The organism is Grimontia hollisae CIP 101886, assembly GCF_000176515.1.
In the GTDB taxonomy this organism is placed as follows: domain Bacteria; phylum Pseudomonadota; class Gammaproteobacteria; order Enterobacterales; family Vibrionaceae; genus Enterovibrio; species Enterovibrio hollisae.
Genome location: NZ_ADAQ01000013.1, coordinates 283,444 through 300,279, shown reverse-complemented (window position 1 = coordinate 300,279; position 16,836 = coordinate 283,444). Strand labels below are relative to the sequence as shown.

The 16,836-nt window shown below is 49.9% G+C and carries 13 protein-coding genes; 9 read left to right on the top strand and 4 right to left on the bottom strand.

Annotated features, from left to right (window positions below; translation table 11 throughout):
- Window positions 1–24 precede the first annotated feature (24 nt).
- Both radD and VHA_RS14310 read right to left on the bottom strand, forming a co-directional pair.
- The gene (radD, locus tag VHA_RS14315; protein ID WP_005505511.1) at window positions 25–1,800 is read right to left on the bottom strand and encodes a DNA repair helicase RadD; all 1,776 of its coding nucleotides are present in this window, start codon (window positions 1,798–1,800) and stop codon (window positions 25–27) included.
- 64 nt (window positions 1,801–1,864) lie between these two features.
- Window positions 1,865–2,332 (bottom strand): GNAT family N-acetyltransferase, encoded by a 468-nt coding sequence (locus tag VHA_RS14310; RefSeq protein WP_005505509.1) that lies wholly within the window; start codon window positions 2,330–2,332, stop codon window positions 1,865–1,867.
- A 255-nt stretch (window positions 2,333–2,587) separates the two neighbouring features.
- On the opposite strand from VHA_RS14310, the gene rsuA reads away from it, so the two are divergent.
- The 3 genes from rsuA to VHA_RS14295 all read left to right on the top strand — a co-directional run bounded on the left by rsuA (window position 2,588) and on the right by VHA_RS14295 (window position 5,378).
- Window positions 2,588–3,292: a 16S rRNA pseudouridine(516) synthase RsuA gene (rsuA, locus tag VHA_RS14305; protein WP_005505504.1), complete on the top strand. Its 705-nt coding sequence runs from the start codon at window positions 2,588–2,590 to the stop codon at window positions 3,290–3,292.
- 224 nt (window positions 3,293–3,516) lie between these two features.
- Window positions 3,517–4,728: a Bcr/CflA family multidrug efflux MFS transporter gene (locus tag VHA_RS14300; RefSeq protein WP_005505502.1), complete on the top strand. Its 1,212-nt coding sequence runs from the start codon at window positions 3,517–3,519 to the stop codon at window positions 4,726–4,728.
- Window positions 4,725–5,378, top strand: coding sequence for a DUF2913 family protein (locus tag VHA_RS14295; RefSeq protein WP_005505500.1), 654 nt, complete (start codon window positions 4,725–4,727; stop codon window positions 5,376–5,378). Before VHA_RS14300 ends, VHA_RS14295 begins: the two co-directional genes overlap by 4 nt.
- A gap of 27 nt (window positions 5,379–5,405) precedes the next feature.
- On the opposite strand, the gene VHA_RS14290 is transcribed toward VHA_RS14295, so the two are convergent.
- Window positions 5,406–6,872 carry a DUF2867 domain-containing protein gene (locus VHA_RS14290; protein ID WP_005505498.1) on the bottom strand — a complete coding sequence of 489 codons (1,467 nt, stop codon included), beginning with the start codon at window positions 6,870–6,872 and terminating at the stop codon, window positions 5,406–5,408.
- Window positions 6,873–7,253: 381 nt separating this feature from the next.
- Here VHA_RS14290 and VHA_RS14280 point away from each other — a divergent pair, with 381 nt between their 5' ends.
- The 3 genes from VHA_RS14280 to VHA_RS14270 are packed head-to-tail and all read left to right on the top strand — an operon-like array spanning window position 7,254 to window position 11,483.
- Window positions 7,254–7,925, top strand: a complete 672-nt coding sequence (locus VHA_RS14280) for an ABC transporter ATP-binding protein (RefSeq protein ID WP_005505496.1) — start codon at window positions 7,254–7,256, stop codon at window positions 7,923–7,925.
- Window positions 7,906–10,365: an ABC transporter permease gene (locus VHA_RS14275; protein WP_005505493.1), complete on the top strand. Its 2,460-nt coding sequence runs from the start codon at window positions 7,906–7,908 to the stop codon at window positions 10,363–10,365. The genes VHA_RS14280 and VHA_RS14275 overlap by 20 nt, the downstream gene beginning before the upstream one ends.
- Window positions 10,314–11,483 (top strand): lipocalin-like domain-containing protein, encoded by a 1,170-nt coding sequence (locus tag VHA_RS14270; protein ID WP_226926525.1) that lies wholly within the window; start codon window positions 10,314–10,316, stop codon window positions 11,481–11,483. The genes VHA_RS14275 and VHA_RS14270 overlap by 52 nt, the downstream gene beginning before the upstream one ends.
- A 138-nt stretch (window positions 11,484–11,621) precedes the next feature.
- Here the strand turns inward: VHA_RS14270 and cra are convergent, their stop codons facing one another.
- The gene (gene cra / locus VHA_RS14265) at window positions 11,622–12,599 is read right to left on the bottom strand and encodes a catabolite repressor/activator (RefSeq protein WP_005505488.1); all 978 of its coding nucleotides are present in this window, start codon (window positions 12,597–12,599) and stop codon (window positions 11,622–11,624) included.
- Between the two features lie 347 nt (window positions 12,600–12,946).
- Between cra and fruB the strand changes: the two genes are divergently transcribed.
- From fruB to fruA, 3 genes are read left to right on the top strand one after another with little or no spacing between them, the layout of a single operon-like run.
- Window positions 12,947–14,062: a fused PTS fructose transporter subunit IIA/HPr protein gene (fruB, locus tag VHA_RS14260; protein ID WP_005505486.1), complete on the top strand. Its 1,116-nt coding sequence runs from the start codon at window positions 12,947–12,949 to the stop codon at window positions 14,060–14,062.
- 3 nt (window positions 14,063–14,065) lie between these two features.
- Window positions 14,066–15,013 (top strand): 1-phosphofructokinase, encoded by a 948-nt coding sequence (gene pfkB, locus VHA_RS14255; RefSeq protein ID WP_005505484.1) that lies wholly within the window; start codon window positions 14,066–14,068, stop codon window positions 15,011–15,013.
- Window positions 15,014–15,031: 18 nt separating this feature from the next.
- Window positions 15,032–16,774, top strand: coding sequence for a PTS fructose transporter subunit IIBC (gene fruA, locus VHA_RS14250; protein ID WP_005505482.1), 1,743 nt, complete (start codon window positions 15,032–15,034; stop codon window positions 16,772–16,774).
- Window positions 16,775–16,836: the final 62 nt, after the last annotated feature.

The following is a 16,836-nucleotide window of genomic DNA, read 5'->3' as shown; positions in this document are numbered from 1 at the left end:
ACGTTTGCTTGTGCAAAACACTGTTTAGGCTACGTTTGACAGCATGGTTCGAATCTCTTGCTGGGAAGCAAACTGGTTTAAATCAAAAATCTTATCCCTGATTGCCCAGAACCTGCCATTTTTGCGGGCAACGACAAAATCTGGAAACCTCAGCCTGTGCTCTGCACGCACCACTTTAGATGGTGCGGTGTCAGTAAATGGACGGTGTCTGTCTACCAAGTGGGGATTGACAAACTTTGCCAAAAATTCTTCTTTTTGCCGCTTGGTAGAAAGTGGCCAGATTTCGTGGATCTCAGCGCCATCTTGCCCGATATAGGTCACTTTAAGCTGTGGCTTGTCGAACTTGTTTTTCCCTGCCGTTAGGCGCATGTCGGTGCAGGCCATGATCATTGCGTCTTTAAGTTTCAGGGCATCACGCAGCTTTTTGTCCGGATCCACCAGGGCATGGTCACATTGGTGGCAACGGCGTGCAGCAATGTCATTGTCTGCTCCGCATTCACTGCAAAATTTGGCACGGAAACGGTAGCCACAGATTTCCCGTTCACCGTCGTCATTCTCAAAAAATCCCTGGCAGCGGCGGCCGTAATGCTCAATCAGAAAGCCGTTGTTATCCAACTTGCCCCAGAAATTATTGTTAAAACCGCAAGCCGGGCAGGGCACGGTGACAATTTCACTGTCGCTGTCAGGTTTAGGATCGCCTATTTCCGGCTGATACAGATCGTAGACGTTACCGGCGTAATCGAGGATCAAACAATCCTTTTTACCCGGTGAAAGGCGAAGGCCGCGTCCGGCAATTTGTTGGTACAGGCTGACAGATTCTGTCGGGCGCAGTATCGCAATTAAATCGACATGGGGGGCGTCAAAGCCTGTGGTGAGTACCGAGACATTGACCAGATATTTAATTTGGCGGTTTTTGAAGCGCTGGATAATGCTATCGCGCTCATCTTGCGCGGTATCGCCAATGACCAGTGCAGATTCTCCGTCTGGCAAGAGCGTCATGATTTCCTGGGCGTGTTTGACCGTTGCAGCGAAGATCATCACGCCGTGTCGCGCTTTCGCATACTCCAGCACCTGTTGGATGATCTGCGGCGTGGCACGCGGCGCATTTTCAATTACCCTGTCCAGATCCGCTTCTTTATAAAACCCCGTCGAAGAGGCTTTCAGCGACGAAAAATCATAGCTCAGCACCGGGGCGTCTAAAATCCGGGCCTCAGTCAGAAAGCCTTCATCCAGCAAGAAACGAATGGGTAACTCAAAGATGCAGTCACGGAAGAATCTTGGGGTTTCGCTGCGTACCCGGCCTGCGGTGTGATATTGGTATATCCATCCCATGCCAAGACGGTAAGGGGTGGCAGTCAGGCCAAGTACTTTGAGCCCCGAATTCATACTTTGCAGGTGTGCAATGACTTTGCGGTAACTGCTGTCTTCGTTGTCCGGTACGCGGTGGCATTCGTCGATAACCAGAAGGGAAAACTGGTCTTTAAACGCATCAAGGTTTCTGACCACAGATTGGACGGATGCAAATACCACTTTGTCTTTGCTCTCTTTCCTGCCAAGACCGGCAGAGAAAATGCCACCCTTCAGTCCGTAACCCTCATACTTTTCATGGTTCTGCTCGACCAGCTCTTTGACATGGGCCAGCACCAAAACACGGCCACGGGCGAGCTTTGCCAGCTCTGCAATCACCAGGCTTTTACCAGCACCGGTCGGCAGTACAGCGACCGCTGGCGTGGAATGGTGGCGGAAATAATGAACAACAGCTTTGACAGCGTCAGCCTGATAGGGGCGGAGGGTATACATGAAACTCAAAAGGCAGCCAATATAAGGCTGCCCAGTGTATCGAATCCGGTGGGGGCAATAAAGACTAGCGGATTAACCGCTTGGACATAATGCAGTGCTGGCGGCGCGGCATGTAATCAAACTGCTCATAAAACTCACGCGCGCCACTGTTGCCAATGTTCACTTCAAGAATCACTGCCTGACATGCTTTTTCTGTCGCATGAGCTTCTATCTTGGGCAGTATGTGAGAGCCGACACCCTGGCGGCGCCAGTCTTGTTGCAGGAATATTTGGTCAATGACCGCAATTTGCCCGCCCAACTCAATGCTGAAGCTGTAACACAGTACGACAAAACCAATAATTTCTTGTTCGTCATCCTGGTCAATACTGATGAGGAATACATCACCCTGTTTAGGGTTTGCGATGAGGAAACTGAATGCGGAAGTCACGTGTTCGATATCAAACGTCAGTGCTTCATGGTCGTGCATGGACTTGGAAAGTTCAAGGAGACGAGGCATTGATGCTACGGAAGGTGACTGCAGCGAGATTTTCATAAATGCTTCCTTAATCAATAAGTTAGTCAAAATAGGAGTATACTCAAAAATTGGAAGTCACGGGGTTAGGCTGTCTCGGAATTGTTAAGTTCGGCATCTCTTAGTTATAGACAGTGAATGAGAGAGTGCAATGTCAGCGCTGCATTTTGGGGTAGCCGACTTTCTTGTTTACACCAATCCCTCAGCGGTGAAAACTGACTATCAGCGTCATTTGAGTATATAATCCGCGCCCTAAGAAATTGGCGGTGAAAAGCAATGATCAGGCTAGATAAATTCTTGTGTGAAACAGTAGGTGTTACTCGTAAACAGGCAGCAAAAATATTAAAAGAAGAACGCGTTACTGTGGATGGCAACATCATTAAAAATGGAGCGATAAAAATTGCCGAGGAGGCCGACGTTGAATTTGATGGGATGTCACTGCGGCTGGCTGGCCCACGCTATTACATGATGAACAAGCCTGCAGGTTATGTCTGCTCCCATGACGATCCTTACAACCCAACGGTGTTTGTTCTGCTTGATGAAATTGGTGCGGAGAAGCTGCATATTGCAGGGCGTCTGGATTGCGACACAACAGGCCTGTTGCTGTTGACGGATGATGGGCAGTGGTCACACCGGGTAACATCGCCTAAACACAAGTGTGACAAGGTTTACCGTGTTTGGTTGGATGATCCCGTGTCACCTGAAACGGAACAGTGTTTTGCTGAAGGCATTAAACTTCGTGGTGAACGCACTGAAACCTTGCCAGCGCAAATGCAAAGGGTCGGTGAGAAAGAAGTGTTGCTGACAATTCATGAAGGAAAATACCACCAGGTGAAACGTATGTTTGCCGCGGTGGGCAATAAGGTGGTTGGCCTGCATCGTGAATCCGTGGGTGGGTTGGTGTTGGATGAGGCGCTGGAACCGGGTGAATATCGCGAACTGACGGATGAAGAGATTGCTCTGTTTTTACCGAAGCAATAACTGCCGCTACCCTGAGACGCTGCAAAAGAGCATTTGTGGCGTTTTTATGCTTTGGTTGTTTGACATTACATCCAGTTAGAAAGGGATTGTTTCCTCACTGGAATGAATCAAAGTGTTATTATGTGACTTATATCATTGTGGCGTTCAGCCACCCAGGTGTCGCGCAGTAGCCGAATCCTTCGGTGACGACATATTTTCACCTTCTCCTCTTTTTCAAGGCATACATGACAACAAACGCAGTAAACCAACCTCAGCAACAACAGCTGACCTTCTTATTGATCCTGGTGCTTGGTGCGATCGCGGCACTTACGCCGCTGGCCATTGATATGTATCTTCCTGCCATGCCGGAAATTGCGCGTGATCTTGCGGTGAATCCCGGTCTGGTACAACAAACGCTGGCGGCCTATACAGCAGGTTTCGCCATCGGACAACTTATCCATGGCCCTATTTCAGACAGCTATGGCCGTCGTCCGGTATTAATTGGTGGGGTCAGTTTGTTCATGGTGGGGGCGATAGTCAGTGCGATGGCTGCTGACATTACCACCTTGACTTATGTCCGTGCGGCTCAAGGGTTTTGTGGTGCAGCCGCCGCAGTCGTCATTCAGGCATTGGTGCGTGATATGTTCGACCGCGAAGAATTTGCCCGCACGATGTCATTCATTACACTGGTGATGACAGTTGCACCACTGGCTGCGCCGATGATCGGGGGGTATCTGGCCGTCTGGTTTGGCTGGCGCTCAATTTTCTGGCTATTAGCAGGTTTTGCCGCACTGGTGATCGTGTTGGTGATGGCATTAATCCCGGAAACACTGCCATTGACGGGCCGGCCACCGCTTCGTATTGGGTCGACACTGCGAAACTACATGAAGATCCTACGCTCAAGGCAATCTGTGGGGTATATCTTTGCGTCCGGTTTTTCTTTTGCCGGCATGTTTTCATTCTTGACCGCCGGTGCCTTTGTGTATATCGATCATTACGGCGTAAGCACGGAAAATTTCGGTTATCTGTTTGCCCTGAATGTGGTCTGCCTGATTGTAATGACCTCTTTTAACGGTAAGTTTGTACGCCGTATTGGCAGTGAAAATATGCTGAAAATTGGCCTGACTATTCAGCTTTTGGCCGGTATTGCATTAATCGTAGGTCAAGTGCTGGAACTGGGTTTGTGGGGCACCGTGATCCCGGTAGTCTTTTTTGTCGGCACCATTTCCATTGTCGGCAGTAATTCGATGGCATGCGTGCTCAGCGCCTATCCGGAACTGGCAGGCACGGCGTCTTCGCTGGCAGGTACACTAAGGTTTGGCACAGGTACGATTGTTGCTGGTATAGTTGCCGCCATTCATGTGGACTCTGCCTGGCCGATGACAGGCGCCATGGCAGCGTGTGCAATACTGTCCGCCCTGTTTTACTGGGGCCTTGCGAAAAAAATAAGAAAATGAGCTACATCGAAGACATTAAATCCGTCGTGGATTCAGCGCTTGCCGAGCTTGAGGCAGCAAAGGCAAATGGCAAATTACAAAATAACCCGGTCAGTGAAGAGTCATTTCTGTGCCGCTGGGTAGCGCAAGCGATAAAGAAACAGCGCTTTAAAAACTCAGTTTCCAGAGAAATGACCCACTGGGTGCAGCAGGGGCGTAGTATGGGCAAGAATGCCAATATCAAAGGGCAAATGACACATATTGCCAAGGTGTATCATCACTACTTCCCTGCAGGAGATGACCATCCGGCACTGACCCGGACGCAGTTTGATAACCTGATAGACGAGCTCGAAAAAGCGGACTGGATGATTCACACCGAGTACGAAATTAACCGTAAAGTGCGGGTGATCTCCGATGGCCAGCATTCATTTGCCGTATGCAGTACTGCGCTGGCCAAAAGTTTCAATGAAGATGGCGAGTTGGTAAAACCGCTGAGCCTGTATGTGCGTGGCCCAGAATCCTGGTTCGTAGAGACAATGCGTGAGCATGGTTTTCTGGTAACTAAAGTGACGGACTATAAATCGATTGTGAAATATCATGGCGAATACCAGATTTGGCCGCGTAATCAGGCAGACCGTCTGGTGGTGTTGCCAGACAGCCTGAAACCTTAAGATGTAAAAGCCATCGGGTGTAAAAAATCAGGAAGGGTGGTGTGGAGAGATTTTCTTCGCGCCACTTTTTTTTGCCAGCGCGTATGCCATGCCTTTAAAGATAAAAAGATGGGCCGGCATCATGGCAAACCAGTAGAGTAATCCGCTAAACCCGGCAGGATGCCACCATGCCCGGATATCGAGCTGCCGGGTTTCGCCTAGATCATTAACGGTGAATTCCAGCCTGCCAAGTCCCGGGGCTTTCATTCCAAACAGCAAGGAAAGGTGCTTTTTCGGCACGCATTGAATTACCTTCCAGCTATCAATGTAATCACCGGTTTGTAAGGTGTCTGATTGCGGCCTGCGTTTTACCAGTGCGTTTCCCCCAATTGCGGCATCCATCCAGGCGCGGAGCTGCCAAAGCGCATTGCCAAAGAAATAGCCATTTTCGCCGCCGACTTTCTGGATGTTCTCCCATAAGACGTCAGCACTGGCGTCGGTTTCAACACAAAACCCGGCGTGTTTAGGATAGTAGCCATAATTCCTGTGCCAGCGGGCAATCGCATCCGCATCAAACCCCCATATATCGCTTTTTACCACGTCACTTTCATTGGCTAGGGCGGCCTCAACAGCCTGCTCGAAGCTGATCTGGGGTTCGGGAATCACACTGGCAATGTCGTTTCCTGTGGGCAAAAGATCGTAACTCAGACCATCTATCAAAGCGCTGGCAATCGGTTTGGGAACGGTGGTAATCAACGTTAACCAAAACGATGAAATTCTGGGGGTCAGCAGCGGCATCTTAATAATGAAAATGCGTTTGTTGATAATCCGGGCAAAGCGGCGCATTTGATCTTCATAGCTGATCACTTCCGGGCCGCTGACATCAAAAACCGGCGACCCTTTTAGGTCTATATCGATGAGTTTGGTCAGGTAGCCAATCATGGTTTCAAGGGCGACAGGGCTGGACTTGGATCTCACCCAAACAGGGGTAGTGATGACAGGCAGATGCGAGACAATGTCACGCATCACCTCAAACGCCGCCGATCCGCTCCCGATAATAATGCCCGCACGAAGTTCAATAACTTGCTTCCCACCGTCTCTTAATATATTTCCAGTCGCCTTGCGTGCGGCAAGGTGGGGAGAGGAGACATGCTGGGGTTGGATTGCGCCAAGATAAATCAACCTTTCAACGCTGCTGGTACTGATCTCCCTCGCGACATGACGAGCCATATTCAATTCATATTGATAGAAGTCTGTACCGGAGGCCATGCCGTGAACGAGGTAGAATACATGGGAAACCCCCTCTAAAATGGTAGAAAGATTACCTTCGTCGATGAGATCGGTTTGCACCAAAGACACATTGGGGTGGGCGTGCCACGGATGATGTTTTAATGCATCTAATGACCGGCTTGTTGCTGTTACCTGATAGCCCTGGCTGAGCAGGGCGGGGACCAACCGACTTCCGACATAACCGGTGGCGCCGATCACCAATATCTTTTTATTGGTTTTTATCATGTCATTTCCATTGAAAAGTGTTTCCTTGATTGGGGGATCTCATCGCTGCCGCATGCTATTTTATGGCAGGTTGCTATGAATTTTGAAAGCAGTTTTGTCAGTGTATTTTACATACAGAATCAAAAAGCAGAGGAACCTGCAACGGGCTTTAATGTGATACGACGGTTTATCGACAGTCAGAAACGTGTTGACACAGGATACCTGTTCATTGGAATAGTCATTGAATCGACGAATGGTGAATGGGTCATTAGCTAAAAACGATCCAAATAGACGGTGGGTTCAAACACCTTTCTTGACGGGTTAGATTGCGGTAAATTGCACCATTTATCATGCGTGTTCGCTGTATTTTTTGAGGCGGGTTTGACGTCTCAAGGGGAAAAGATGTTAGAGCTGATTGGACTTTGCAAGGGGTATTTGGATGGCGGGGATTTCCATCCGGTTTTGCAAGGGGTTGAGCTGTCTTTGGCCAAGCACGATCAGGTTGCTTTGATGGGGGAAAGCGGATCAGGTAAAAGCACCATCCTTAACTTAATTGGTGGACTCGACAACCCAGACTCCGGTGAGATCATCGTAGCGGGCACACCCATCCATGCATTAACAGAGCGGGAGCGTACCCGCTTCCGCCGGCATTACATTGGTATGATATTCCAACAGTTTAACTTGCTTCCCACTCTGACCATTGCCGATAACATCCGTTTTTGTCGTCAGCTAAAAGGGTTGCGAGACGATGACGGATTGTGGCGTCAAATTCTCGCTGCATTGGATCTGATGCCGCTGCTTGGACGTTACCCAGAAGAGGTGTCAGGTGGTCAACAGCAACGTGCGGCGATTGCTCGGGCACTGTATATGGAACCGAAAATTCTCCTTGCTGACGAACCGACGGGTAGTTTGGATGAACGTAATGCTGATGCGGTAATGCGTCTTCTTACTACGCTGACCCGTTCACTTGACTGCGCGCTGCTGGTTGTCACTCACAGTGAAAAAGTGGCGGAATACCTGGGGCACCGTGTCACGCTGCAAGGGGGCGTTCTGAATGTACGTACCCGTCGCTAAGGCACTGTTTGGCCACTATCGCCGACACCCATTTCAGATCTTGCTGGTTTGGTTAGGGCTGACACTGGGTGTCGCGTTGCTGGTGGGTGTAATGTCAATCAATCAACATGCCCAGGACAGCTATCAAAAAGGGGCCAGTTTCTTTACCAATCCGTTTCCTTATGTGTTGCATCACCGTGAACGGGGGAAACGGATTGATGAATCCCTCTACATCTCATTGCGCCGCGCGGGTTTTAACCAGTGCGTGCCTGTTGATATTTACCGGACCTCGACCGCCGACGGACGCGATATCCAACTGATGGGTATGGATACCGTCGCGATGTTCGCGTTTAACGTTTCCAACCCAGACGCTACTGCTGCCGAACAATCTTTGCTTGAAGGGTATACGACTCAATGGGTCAGTACTGAACTGGCCAGTCATTTCGGTTGGGTGGATGGCCAGAAAATTGCCCTGAAAGGGGGCCGTGAGATCGGGCCCATCAAACTGGTTGAAGGTGGGAAAATTGGCTCGGGGACCCGGTTGCTCGGGGATATTTCTGTGATTCGGCGTCTTACTGACCATGAGGGTTTTAAACTTATTTATTGTGGTGCCATGGACAACGCCGAACGGGATGCGCTGCAGCATAGGTTGCCTTCCACGATCACCCTCACCCGGACTGAGGCGGCGCAACTTGGACCTCTGACGCGTGCATTCCATCTCAACCTTTTTGCGATGGGGTTACTGGCATTTTTGGTCGGGCTGTTTATTTTCTATCAGGCTATTTCCCTGTCAATGACGCAACGTCAGCCGCTGGTAGGCTTAATGCGTGAGTTGGGTGTTGGTCGCAAATCCTTGGCGTTAGTGGTCAGTGTGGAAATGTTGATCTGGCTGATTCTGGGGTTAATTGGCGGCAATATTGCCGGTTTGGCGTTGGCCCAGAAACTGATGCCAACGGTGGCAACCACCTTGAGCGATCTTTATGGTGCGAACGTTGATTTGACACTGCACTGGCAATGGAAATGGGGCCTGTACAGCTTTCTTTTGGGCGTATGTGGCTTTGCTATGGCATCGGGTTGGCCTTTATATCGGCTTCTCACTACGCCGCCGGCGCGGCTGTCAAAACGGATGTCACTGGTGCGTTTCTCTGGCCGTGAATTCACTTGGCAAGCTGTGATTGCCTCTCTTCTTATCCTGATCGCACTGGGTGTTTACAGTGCACCGCAAAGTCAGGCGCAGGGGTTCACCCTGATTGCACTTATTCTTATCAGTGGTGGCTTGTTGTTGCCGTTTATGATGTGGAAAAGTTTTTTGATGTTGTCAGACAACATCAACGTGGCGCGGATGCGCTGGTTTCTTTCTGATGCATCGGCTTCGCTGAGCTACCGTGGTATCGCAGCCATGGCATTTATGATGGCCATTGCCACTAACATCGGTATGGAGACCATGGTTGGCAGTTTCCGGGTGGCAACAGAAAACTGGCTTCAACAACGTTTGGCCGCGGATATTTATGTGCGTCCTGACAAAGCGGTGGCGGAAAAGCTGTCTAGCTGGCTCAGTGAGCAGGATGCTGTCAAGCGGAGTCTGGTTCAGTGGCGACACGAAATTGATACTGCTCAGGGGGTGGTTGAAATCCACACCATCGGCACCAGTGCAGAAGAGCGTGAAGCATTGGCAATAAAAGTAGCTGCTCCGGATTATTGGAATCACCTGCATCAAGGCAAGTCATTGATGCTGAGCGAATCGCTTGCCCTTAAGTTTGACGCCCAACCTGGTGATTCAGTCAGTTTACCTGCGCCTTTCGGCGGAAACTGGCGGGTCGCTGGCATTTATTTTGATTATGGAAACCCCTACAGCCAGGTCATCGTATCAAATCGCTCTTCACTGCTCCCCTGGATTCAGGAGGCCGGTCGAGTGGGCGTGGCAGCCTTGTTTGAAGATGGCGGTGATGAGGATGAGTTGGTGGACACTATGCGGCACCAGTTTAACCTCCAGGATTCGCAGGTCAGCAACCAAAGGGAGATTCTTGCGACTGCAATGCGTATTTTTGACCGTACGTTTTTAGTCACAGATACCTTGTGTACATTGACCCTGATTATTGCAATCTGCGGCCTGTTCTTTTCCACATTGGCAACAGAGCTGTCCCGCCAACGGCAATATACCTTGCTGCGTTACATGGGTATTTCCGGCCGCGAGCTGGCTTTCCTAGGGGGTGGTCAGCTGATGCTGATCGGTCTTTTCTCTGCATTGTTTGCATTACCGCTGGGGCTGATTATTGCAGAAGTCCTGATCAATATTGTGCTCAAATATTCATTTGGCTGGACCATGTCAGTGTCCTATTTCCCGACAAGTTATTTCATCACCCTTAGTGGTTCGCTGCTGACGCTGTTGTTGGCCGGTTGCTGGCCAGTATGGCGATTAATAAAACGGTCGGCAGTGCTGTCGTTCAGGGATGCTCAATGATGCGTGATGAAAGAAAACCCCAACCGCTCGTATTCACTGTTATAGGGTGGGGGATTGCCATTCTACTCTGCTTATTGGCGCTGTTTGGTTCGGTATTGATGGAAAAAGAAACCCCGGACCGCTCAGCGGTTTCTGCATTGGTGGCGGCCAACCCAGAGATGTTTTCATCTGTCATCCCGGGCATTCCCCTGACATTTCCTCGGGACTATGGTGTCCACAACGATTTTCGACAGGAATGGTGGTACATCACTGGCAATGTGCAAGACAGAGATGGCAACCAATACGGTATCCAGTGGACCTTGTTCCGTTCTGCCCTGCACGGAGAAAAAGGGGAAGGATGGAGTGATAACCATATTTATATGGCGCATGCAGTACTGACCAGTAAAAATGGCGTGTATGCCGCAGAGCGTTTTGCCCGGGGAGGGATCGGCCAGGCCGGTGTCACGCCTAATCCTTTCAATGCCTGGTTGGATAACTGGCAATGGACGGGGAGTGGCGAGCAACCTTTTCCCGGCACTTTACAGGCTGCGGATAAGGGATTTTCCTTTAATTTGCACATGCACTCGACCCGGCCAGAGTTGTTGCAGGGGGATAACGGTTACAGCCAAAAGCACGCTGATAAACCGGTGGCTTCTTACTATTTTAGCGTGCCAGCCATTGCACTCAATGGCACGATAACGATCAATGGAAACACGGTTGAGGTGGCTGGCAAAGGTTGGGTTGATCGTGAGTGGAGCACCCAGGCATTGAGCGAAGACCAGATCGGGTGGGATTGGTTCTCAATCCAACTGAATGAGGGACGTTCTCTGATGTTGGTGCAGGTGCGTGGGGAGAGAACGCCATACCGGTTTGGCGTTATCAGTGATGAATCTGGTTGGTCTGAAACACTGACACATCAAGACATCAATATGATGCCGGTAGATTTTGCGAAAATGCCAACGGGGAGACACCTGCCTGTCAAATGGAAACTCAGCGTACCAAAGTATGGTATTGATCTGACCACTGAGCCCTTGCACCAGCAAAACTGGTTGCCATTTACTTTTCCGTACTGGGAAGGCCCCATCATAATTACTGGCTCTGGTGAGGGGATTGGCTTTATGGAAGCGACGGGGTATTAGGGTATATGAAGGTGTATTGACGACATCTTCCACCCCGGATCGATTGAAAGACAACCTCAAGCTCTTTTTTGAACGCCTCGAAAAATGTTTTCTCCATCGCAGATGGCTTTGTCTGGTCTTCTTTGTCTACAAAAAAGGTTAACGCCACTTCGGCTTTCTGGGTACCAGTTCAACGCCGGTTTGTCCGCGTCCGCCAATCGCATCCAAGGCCAGCCGCAATGCATTTTCACAGAGCAATTCGAACTGTTGGGGAAGGGATTGAACTTTCAGTGGAATGAAATCCAACATCCGATTGTCACCAAAGGTTGCAAACTTCACGTGCGAACCGATTTCTGGTCGTTCGAGAACCACATCCAATACGCCTTCAAACAGGGAATAGGAGGTGGTAATAATAGCCTCTGGAACAGTGCCTGCTTCATACCACGCCAGCATTAGACGCTCGCCTTCCGCCTGGCTGAAATGGTTACCATAAGCGATTTGGCTGCTTACATGGGCTTTGCGGGCAGCAGATAAAAAACCTTGTTCGCGCTCACGTGAAATACCTAACTCCGGCATTGCACCAATCAAACCCAACGATCTTGCGCCAGTATCCGTTAATTTTTTTGTTAGGGTGAATGCCCCGTCCAAATCTTCACTGACCACACTGGCAAAGTATTCATCATTTAACGCCCGGTCAATGGCGATCACCGGTGTTCCAGATTGTTGAATGACGGGATAGAAATCATTATCAGCTGGCAGGGCAGAGGCAACAATCAGCGCATCTATTTTTCGGCCGACCAAGGTGTGTACAACCTGTTTTTCAGTTTCTGGGTTATCGTCAGAGCAACTGATGATAAGTTGATAACCTACCTGACGGGCATCACGCTCTAACAATTTAGCGATTTTTGCATAACTGGTGTTTTCAAGATCCGGGATCACCAAGCCAAACGAACGGCTTGTCCCTGCGCGCAATGCACTGGCTGCATGGTCAGGACGGTAGTTATATTTCTCGACGATCGCCATCACCTTCTGTTGTGTGCGTTCGCTGATCCGGTATTTGGCGGACTTACCATTAATCACATAGCTGGCAGTGGTCCGTGATACGCCAGCAAGACGGGCTATTTCATCCAGTTTCATTTTTTGCCATTACCCATATTTGTGCGCGTGATCATAAAAAGCGCAAAGGATTTTCTCGATTTTTTGCATTATAAGCTGAATGGATTCAGCATTAACAGCTGAAAGGTTTCAGCTATCGCTAAAATTGTGCGTTAAATCTGTTTTTTTGATGTAAAGCTGAAACGATTCAGTTTCATTGTTGCTGACTTCAGCAAAGTAACTTGATACCTAGCGAGAATTAGGTGTTGGAGTGTGTACGATCTTTTATGCGCTAAAGTCAAAAGTCAGTAAGTTTGAATTGTCCGCAGTCAACGAGACGAAAGGCGGGGATGAGTGGGTTAAGCCCACTGAATTTCGAGGTAATCACTATGTTGGAACTCACGCAACACGACATTCATCTTGGTAAGCAAGCCACAGACAAGCAAGAAGCTATTCAACATATAGCTAACGATTTGGTACAGAAAGGCTTGGTATCTGATGGTTATGCTTCCGGGATGTTGGAGCGAGAACAACAAAACTCGACCTATTTAGGTAACGGCATTGCCATTCCCCATGGCACAACAGATACCCGGGATTTGGTAAGAAAAACCGGGGTGCAGATCCACCATTTCCCGGCAGGTGTAAACTGGGGAGATGGCAATACTGTGTATTTAGCGATTGGTATTGCGGCGAAGTCTGATGAGCACCTTGGGATCTTAAAACAATTGACACATGTGCTCTCGGCTGACGGGGTAGAGGACGCCTTGAAGTCGGCAACGTCTGCGGAAGATGTACTTGGCGTGCTAACAGGAAAAAACCAGAAGGGCCTGTTGTTTGATGCCAGTGTCATTACCTTGCATTTCCCGGCAACAGATTTGATCTCATTAGCTGCAGTTTGCGCAGGAAAACTGAAAAATGCCGGTGCGGTGGAGCCGCCATTTGTTGCTGATATTGTCTCAAAAACACCCGTGCATCTGGGGCAGGGCTTGTGGGTGAATGCCTCTTCGGTTGCTGTGAACCAGACTGCTATCGCGTTTATTACGTCAGACTCCCCATTTGAGAGTGAGGGCCAACCCGTGAAGGGCTTGCTGACGGTGGCGGCCGCCAGTGGTGAATATGCTGACATCCTCAAAACTGTCAGCGGGCTGGTTTTCGACGGCAAGGTAAATGAGTTATTTGGCGGTTCAGAAGAAGCGGTGATTAGCACACTGACGAGCGTACGTCAGGCAGGTTTGACCAAGGTATTCAAAATCAAAAACGCACATGGTCTACATGCCCGCCCCGGCGCAATGTTAGTCAATACTGCGAAGAAGTTCGACGCCCAAATTTGGGTGTCAAACATCAGTGCTGGCGGAAAGCCCGTCAATGCCAAGAGCTTGATGAAGGTGATTGCCCTTGGTGTAAAGCAAGGCCATGAACTTGAGTTCACGGCAGATGGTGTGGATGCACAAGCGGCTCTCGATGCCATCGGTGAGGCTATTGATGCGGGTTTGGGTGAGGGCTGAGCCATGACGAACAAAGGTGTTGTCACTGTTACATTGAATCCGGCGTTGGATATGACAGGCACAATGGATGAGCTGCAGGCTGGGTCGGTAAACCTTATTCAATCATCGAATCTCAACCCCGGAGGAAAGGGGATAAACGTTGCGAAAGTTCTGGCGGAACTGGGAGCGAAAGTGACGGTTACTGGATTTCTTGGTGAGGAAAATCAGGAGCTGTTTGAGCATCTGTTTGAATCGAAAGGGATAATGGATAGGTTTATCCGTGTATCCGGCGCGTCGCGAATCAACGTGAAGTTGGTGGAAGGAAGTGGTCGTGTGACAGATCTCAATTTCCCAGGTGTTACGGTGAGTGCGGAAAATATCGCTGCAATGGAAGACACACTGATGGCCCTGGCTGAATCGAACGATGTGTTTGTGATTGCTGGCAGCCTGCCCAAAGGTATTTCCCCGCAAACGCTGGCTTCATGGATTCAGCGCCTAAAAGAGAAAGGAAAAAAAGTGGCTTTTGACAGCAGTAATGCCGCATTGGCTGAAGGGCTGAAAGCATCGCCTTGGTTGGTTAAGCCCAATGATGAAGAGCTATCACTCTGGGCTGGTGAACCACTAAATACTGAGCAAGCCCTTCGTAAAGCAGGGGAGAAACTGGCAGCAACCGGCATTGAAAACGTGGTGATTTCCCGCGGTGCTGACGGTGTGCTCTGGCTGAGAGAAGGAAAATGGTACGCCAGCCAACCGCCCCAAATGCAGGTTGTCAGTACAGTAGGTGCCGGGGATACCCTTGTTGCTGGCATGTGCTGGTCCGAGTTGAACAACTGGGATCGAGAGCGTGCCCTAACGTTTTCGACAGCGCTTTCTGCACTTGCGGTGACACAGGTGAATGTCGGTGTTGAGAATATCGCCCACGTGGAATCGCTCCAAGCTGAAATTAACGTGACACAACTTAACGAAAAATAAAGGAACAGGGGTAGAGAGATGAAAGCTATCATCGTGACATCGTGCCCAAGTGGTATCGCGAACACTATTATCGCCGCAGGCCTGCTTGAAAAAGCATCTGCAGCACTTCAATGGACAGTGACGGTTGAGTGTCAGACCACCGTTAAGGCAACAGAGAAACTGACGCAATCTGCCATTGAGGCGGCGGAACTGATTATTGCGGTTGGCCCTGTTTCAGACATGGCCCGTTTCACCGGTAAAAAGGTTTATCAGGCTGAACTGTCAGCGTGTTACAGCGATGCAAAGCAGTTGCTGGAACACGCTGCAATGAACGCCTCAGTCTATACCCATCAAGAGAAAAGCGGTGCAACGGACAGGCAAACGGTTGGCGAGCCCAAACGTATTGTTGGAATCACGGCCTGCCCAACCGGCGTGGCCCATACCTTTATGGCTGCGGAAGCGATTGAAGAAGAAGCAAAAGCGCAAGGTATGTGGGTGAAAATTGAAACCCGCGGCTCTGTTGGTGCGAAAAACCAACTGACAGACGAGGAAATTGCGGCAGCGGATCTGGTGTTTATCGGAGCGGATATTGAAGTGGATATGTCCCGCTTTGATGGCAAACGCGTTTACCGTACCAGCACAGGTGCCGCGCTTAAGAAAACCAAAGAAGAGCTGGCCAAAGCGTTCGATCAGGCAGACATCTACAAGCATGGTGGTGCCAAATCTGACAATGCTGCTACCGCGAAAAAAGAGCGTACAGGTGCATACAAACACTTGATGACCGGTGTATCACACATGCTCCCCTTGGTGGTTGCCGGTGGCCTTTGTATCGCTTTATCTTTTGTTTTCGGTATTGAAGCTTTCAAAGAAGAGGGCACGCTGGCTGCTGCACTGATGGAAATTGGTGGTGGGAGTGCTTTTGCCTTGATGGTGCCTGTTCTTGCCGGTTTTATTGCTTTTTCGATTGCAGATCGTCCTGGCTTGGCGCCGGGTCTTATCGGCGGTATGTTGGCCAGTTCAACGGGAGCAGGGTTTCTGGGTGGGATTGTTGCCGGTTTCCTGGCTGGGTACAGTGCAAAACTGATCGCGGATAACGTTAAGCTGCCAGATTCTATGGCTGCACTTAAACCCATCCTTATTATCCCACTGCTTGCAAGCCTGGTGACTGGTTTGGTCATGATCTTTGTTGTGGGTGGTCCAGTCGCTGGCATCATGAGTAGCCTGACGGCGTTCCTGAATAGCATGGGTTCAACTAACGCAGTGTTGTTAGGTGTGGTGCTGGGAGCCATGATGTGTTTTGACTTGGGCGGACCGGTAAACAAAGCAGCGTATACATTTGGTGTCGGTCTATTGGCGTCACAAACTTATACGCCAATGGCGGCGGTTATGGCTGCAGGTATGGTGCCTGCAATGGGGATGGGGCTGGCGACATTATTGGCACGTAGAAAATTCAATCCACAGGAGCGCGAAGCCGGTAAAGCTTCTTTTGTTCTTGGTCTGTGTTTTATCTCCGAAGGTGCGATTCCATTCGCAGCACGTGACCCAATGCGAGTTATTCCGTCATGTATGGTAGGCGGTGCGTTGACCGGTGCACTGTCTATGCTGATCGGCGCGAAACTGATGGCACCACACGGCGGTATCTTTGTACTCTTTATCCCGAATGCGATTACGCCTGTGTTGTTGTATTTGGGGGCGATTAGTGCAGGTACGTTGGTGACGGGTTTTGTGTATGCAGCATTGAAGCAGTCTGAGGGTGTACAAGCCGTTTCCCAGCAGGCGTAATAGATTAAACAGTGTTCAGCAAGCCAGCCTTCGCGCTGGCTTGTTTGCATAGGGCCCCATTA

Bases quoted from the DNA above. Each gene is read 5' to 3' on its own strand.
- fruA (WP_005505482.1), top strand. From the start codon at position 15,032: ATGAAAGCTATCATCGTGACATCGTGCCCAAGTGGTATCGCGAACACT.
- fruB (WP_005505486.1), top strand. From the start codon at position 12,947: ATGTTGGAACTCACGCAACACGACATTCATCTTGGTAAGCAAGCCACA.
- VHA_RS14310 (WP_005505509.1), bottom strand. From the start codon at position 2,332: ATGAAAATCTCGCTGCAGTCACCTTCCGTAGCATCAATGCCTCGTCTC.
- radD (WP_005505511.1), bottom strand. From the start codon at position 1,800: ATGTATACCCTCCGCCCCTATCAGGCTGACGCTGTCAAAGCTGTTGTT.
- VHA_RS14295 (WP_005505500.1), top strand. From the start codon at position 4,725: ATGAGCTACATCGAAGACATTAAATCCGTCGTGGATTCAGCGCTTGCC.
- VHA_RS14275 (WP_005505493.1), top strand. From the start codon at position 7,906: ATGTACGTACCCGTCGCTAAGGCACTGTTTGGCCACTATCGCCGACAC.
- cra (WP_005505488.1), bottom strand. From the start codon at position 12,599: ATGAAACTGGATGAAATAGCCCGTCTTGCTGGCGTATCACGGACCACT.
- rsuA (WP_005505504.1), top strand. From the start codon at position 2,588: ATGATCAGGCTAGATAAATTCTTGTGTGAAACAGTAGGTGTTACTCGT.
- VHA_RS14280 (WP_005505496.1), top strand. From the start codon at position 7,254: ATGTTAGAGCTGATTGGACTTTGCAAGGGGTATTTGGATGGCGGGGAT.
- VHA_RS14270 (WP_226926525.1), top strand. From the start codon at position 10,314: ATGGCGATTAATAAAACGGTCGGCAGTGCTGTCGTTCAGGGATGCTCA.
- pfkB (WP_005505484.1), top strand. From the start codon at position 14,066: ATGACGAACAAAGGTGTTGTCACTGTTACATTGAATCCGGCGTTGGAT.
- VHA_RS14300 (WP_005505502.1), top strand. From the start codon at position 3,517: ATGACAACAAACGCAGTAAACCAACCTCAGCAACAACAGCTGACCTTC.
- VHA_RS14290 (WP_005505498.1), bottom strand. From the start codon at position 6,872: ATGATAAAAACCAATAAAAAGATATTGGTGATCGGCGCCACCGGTTAT.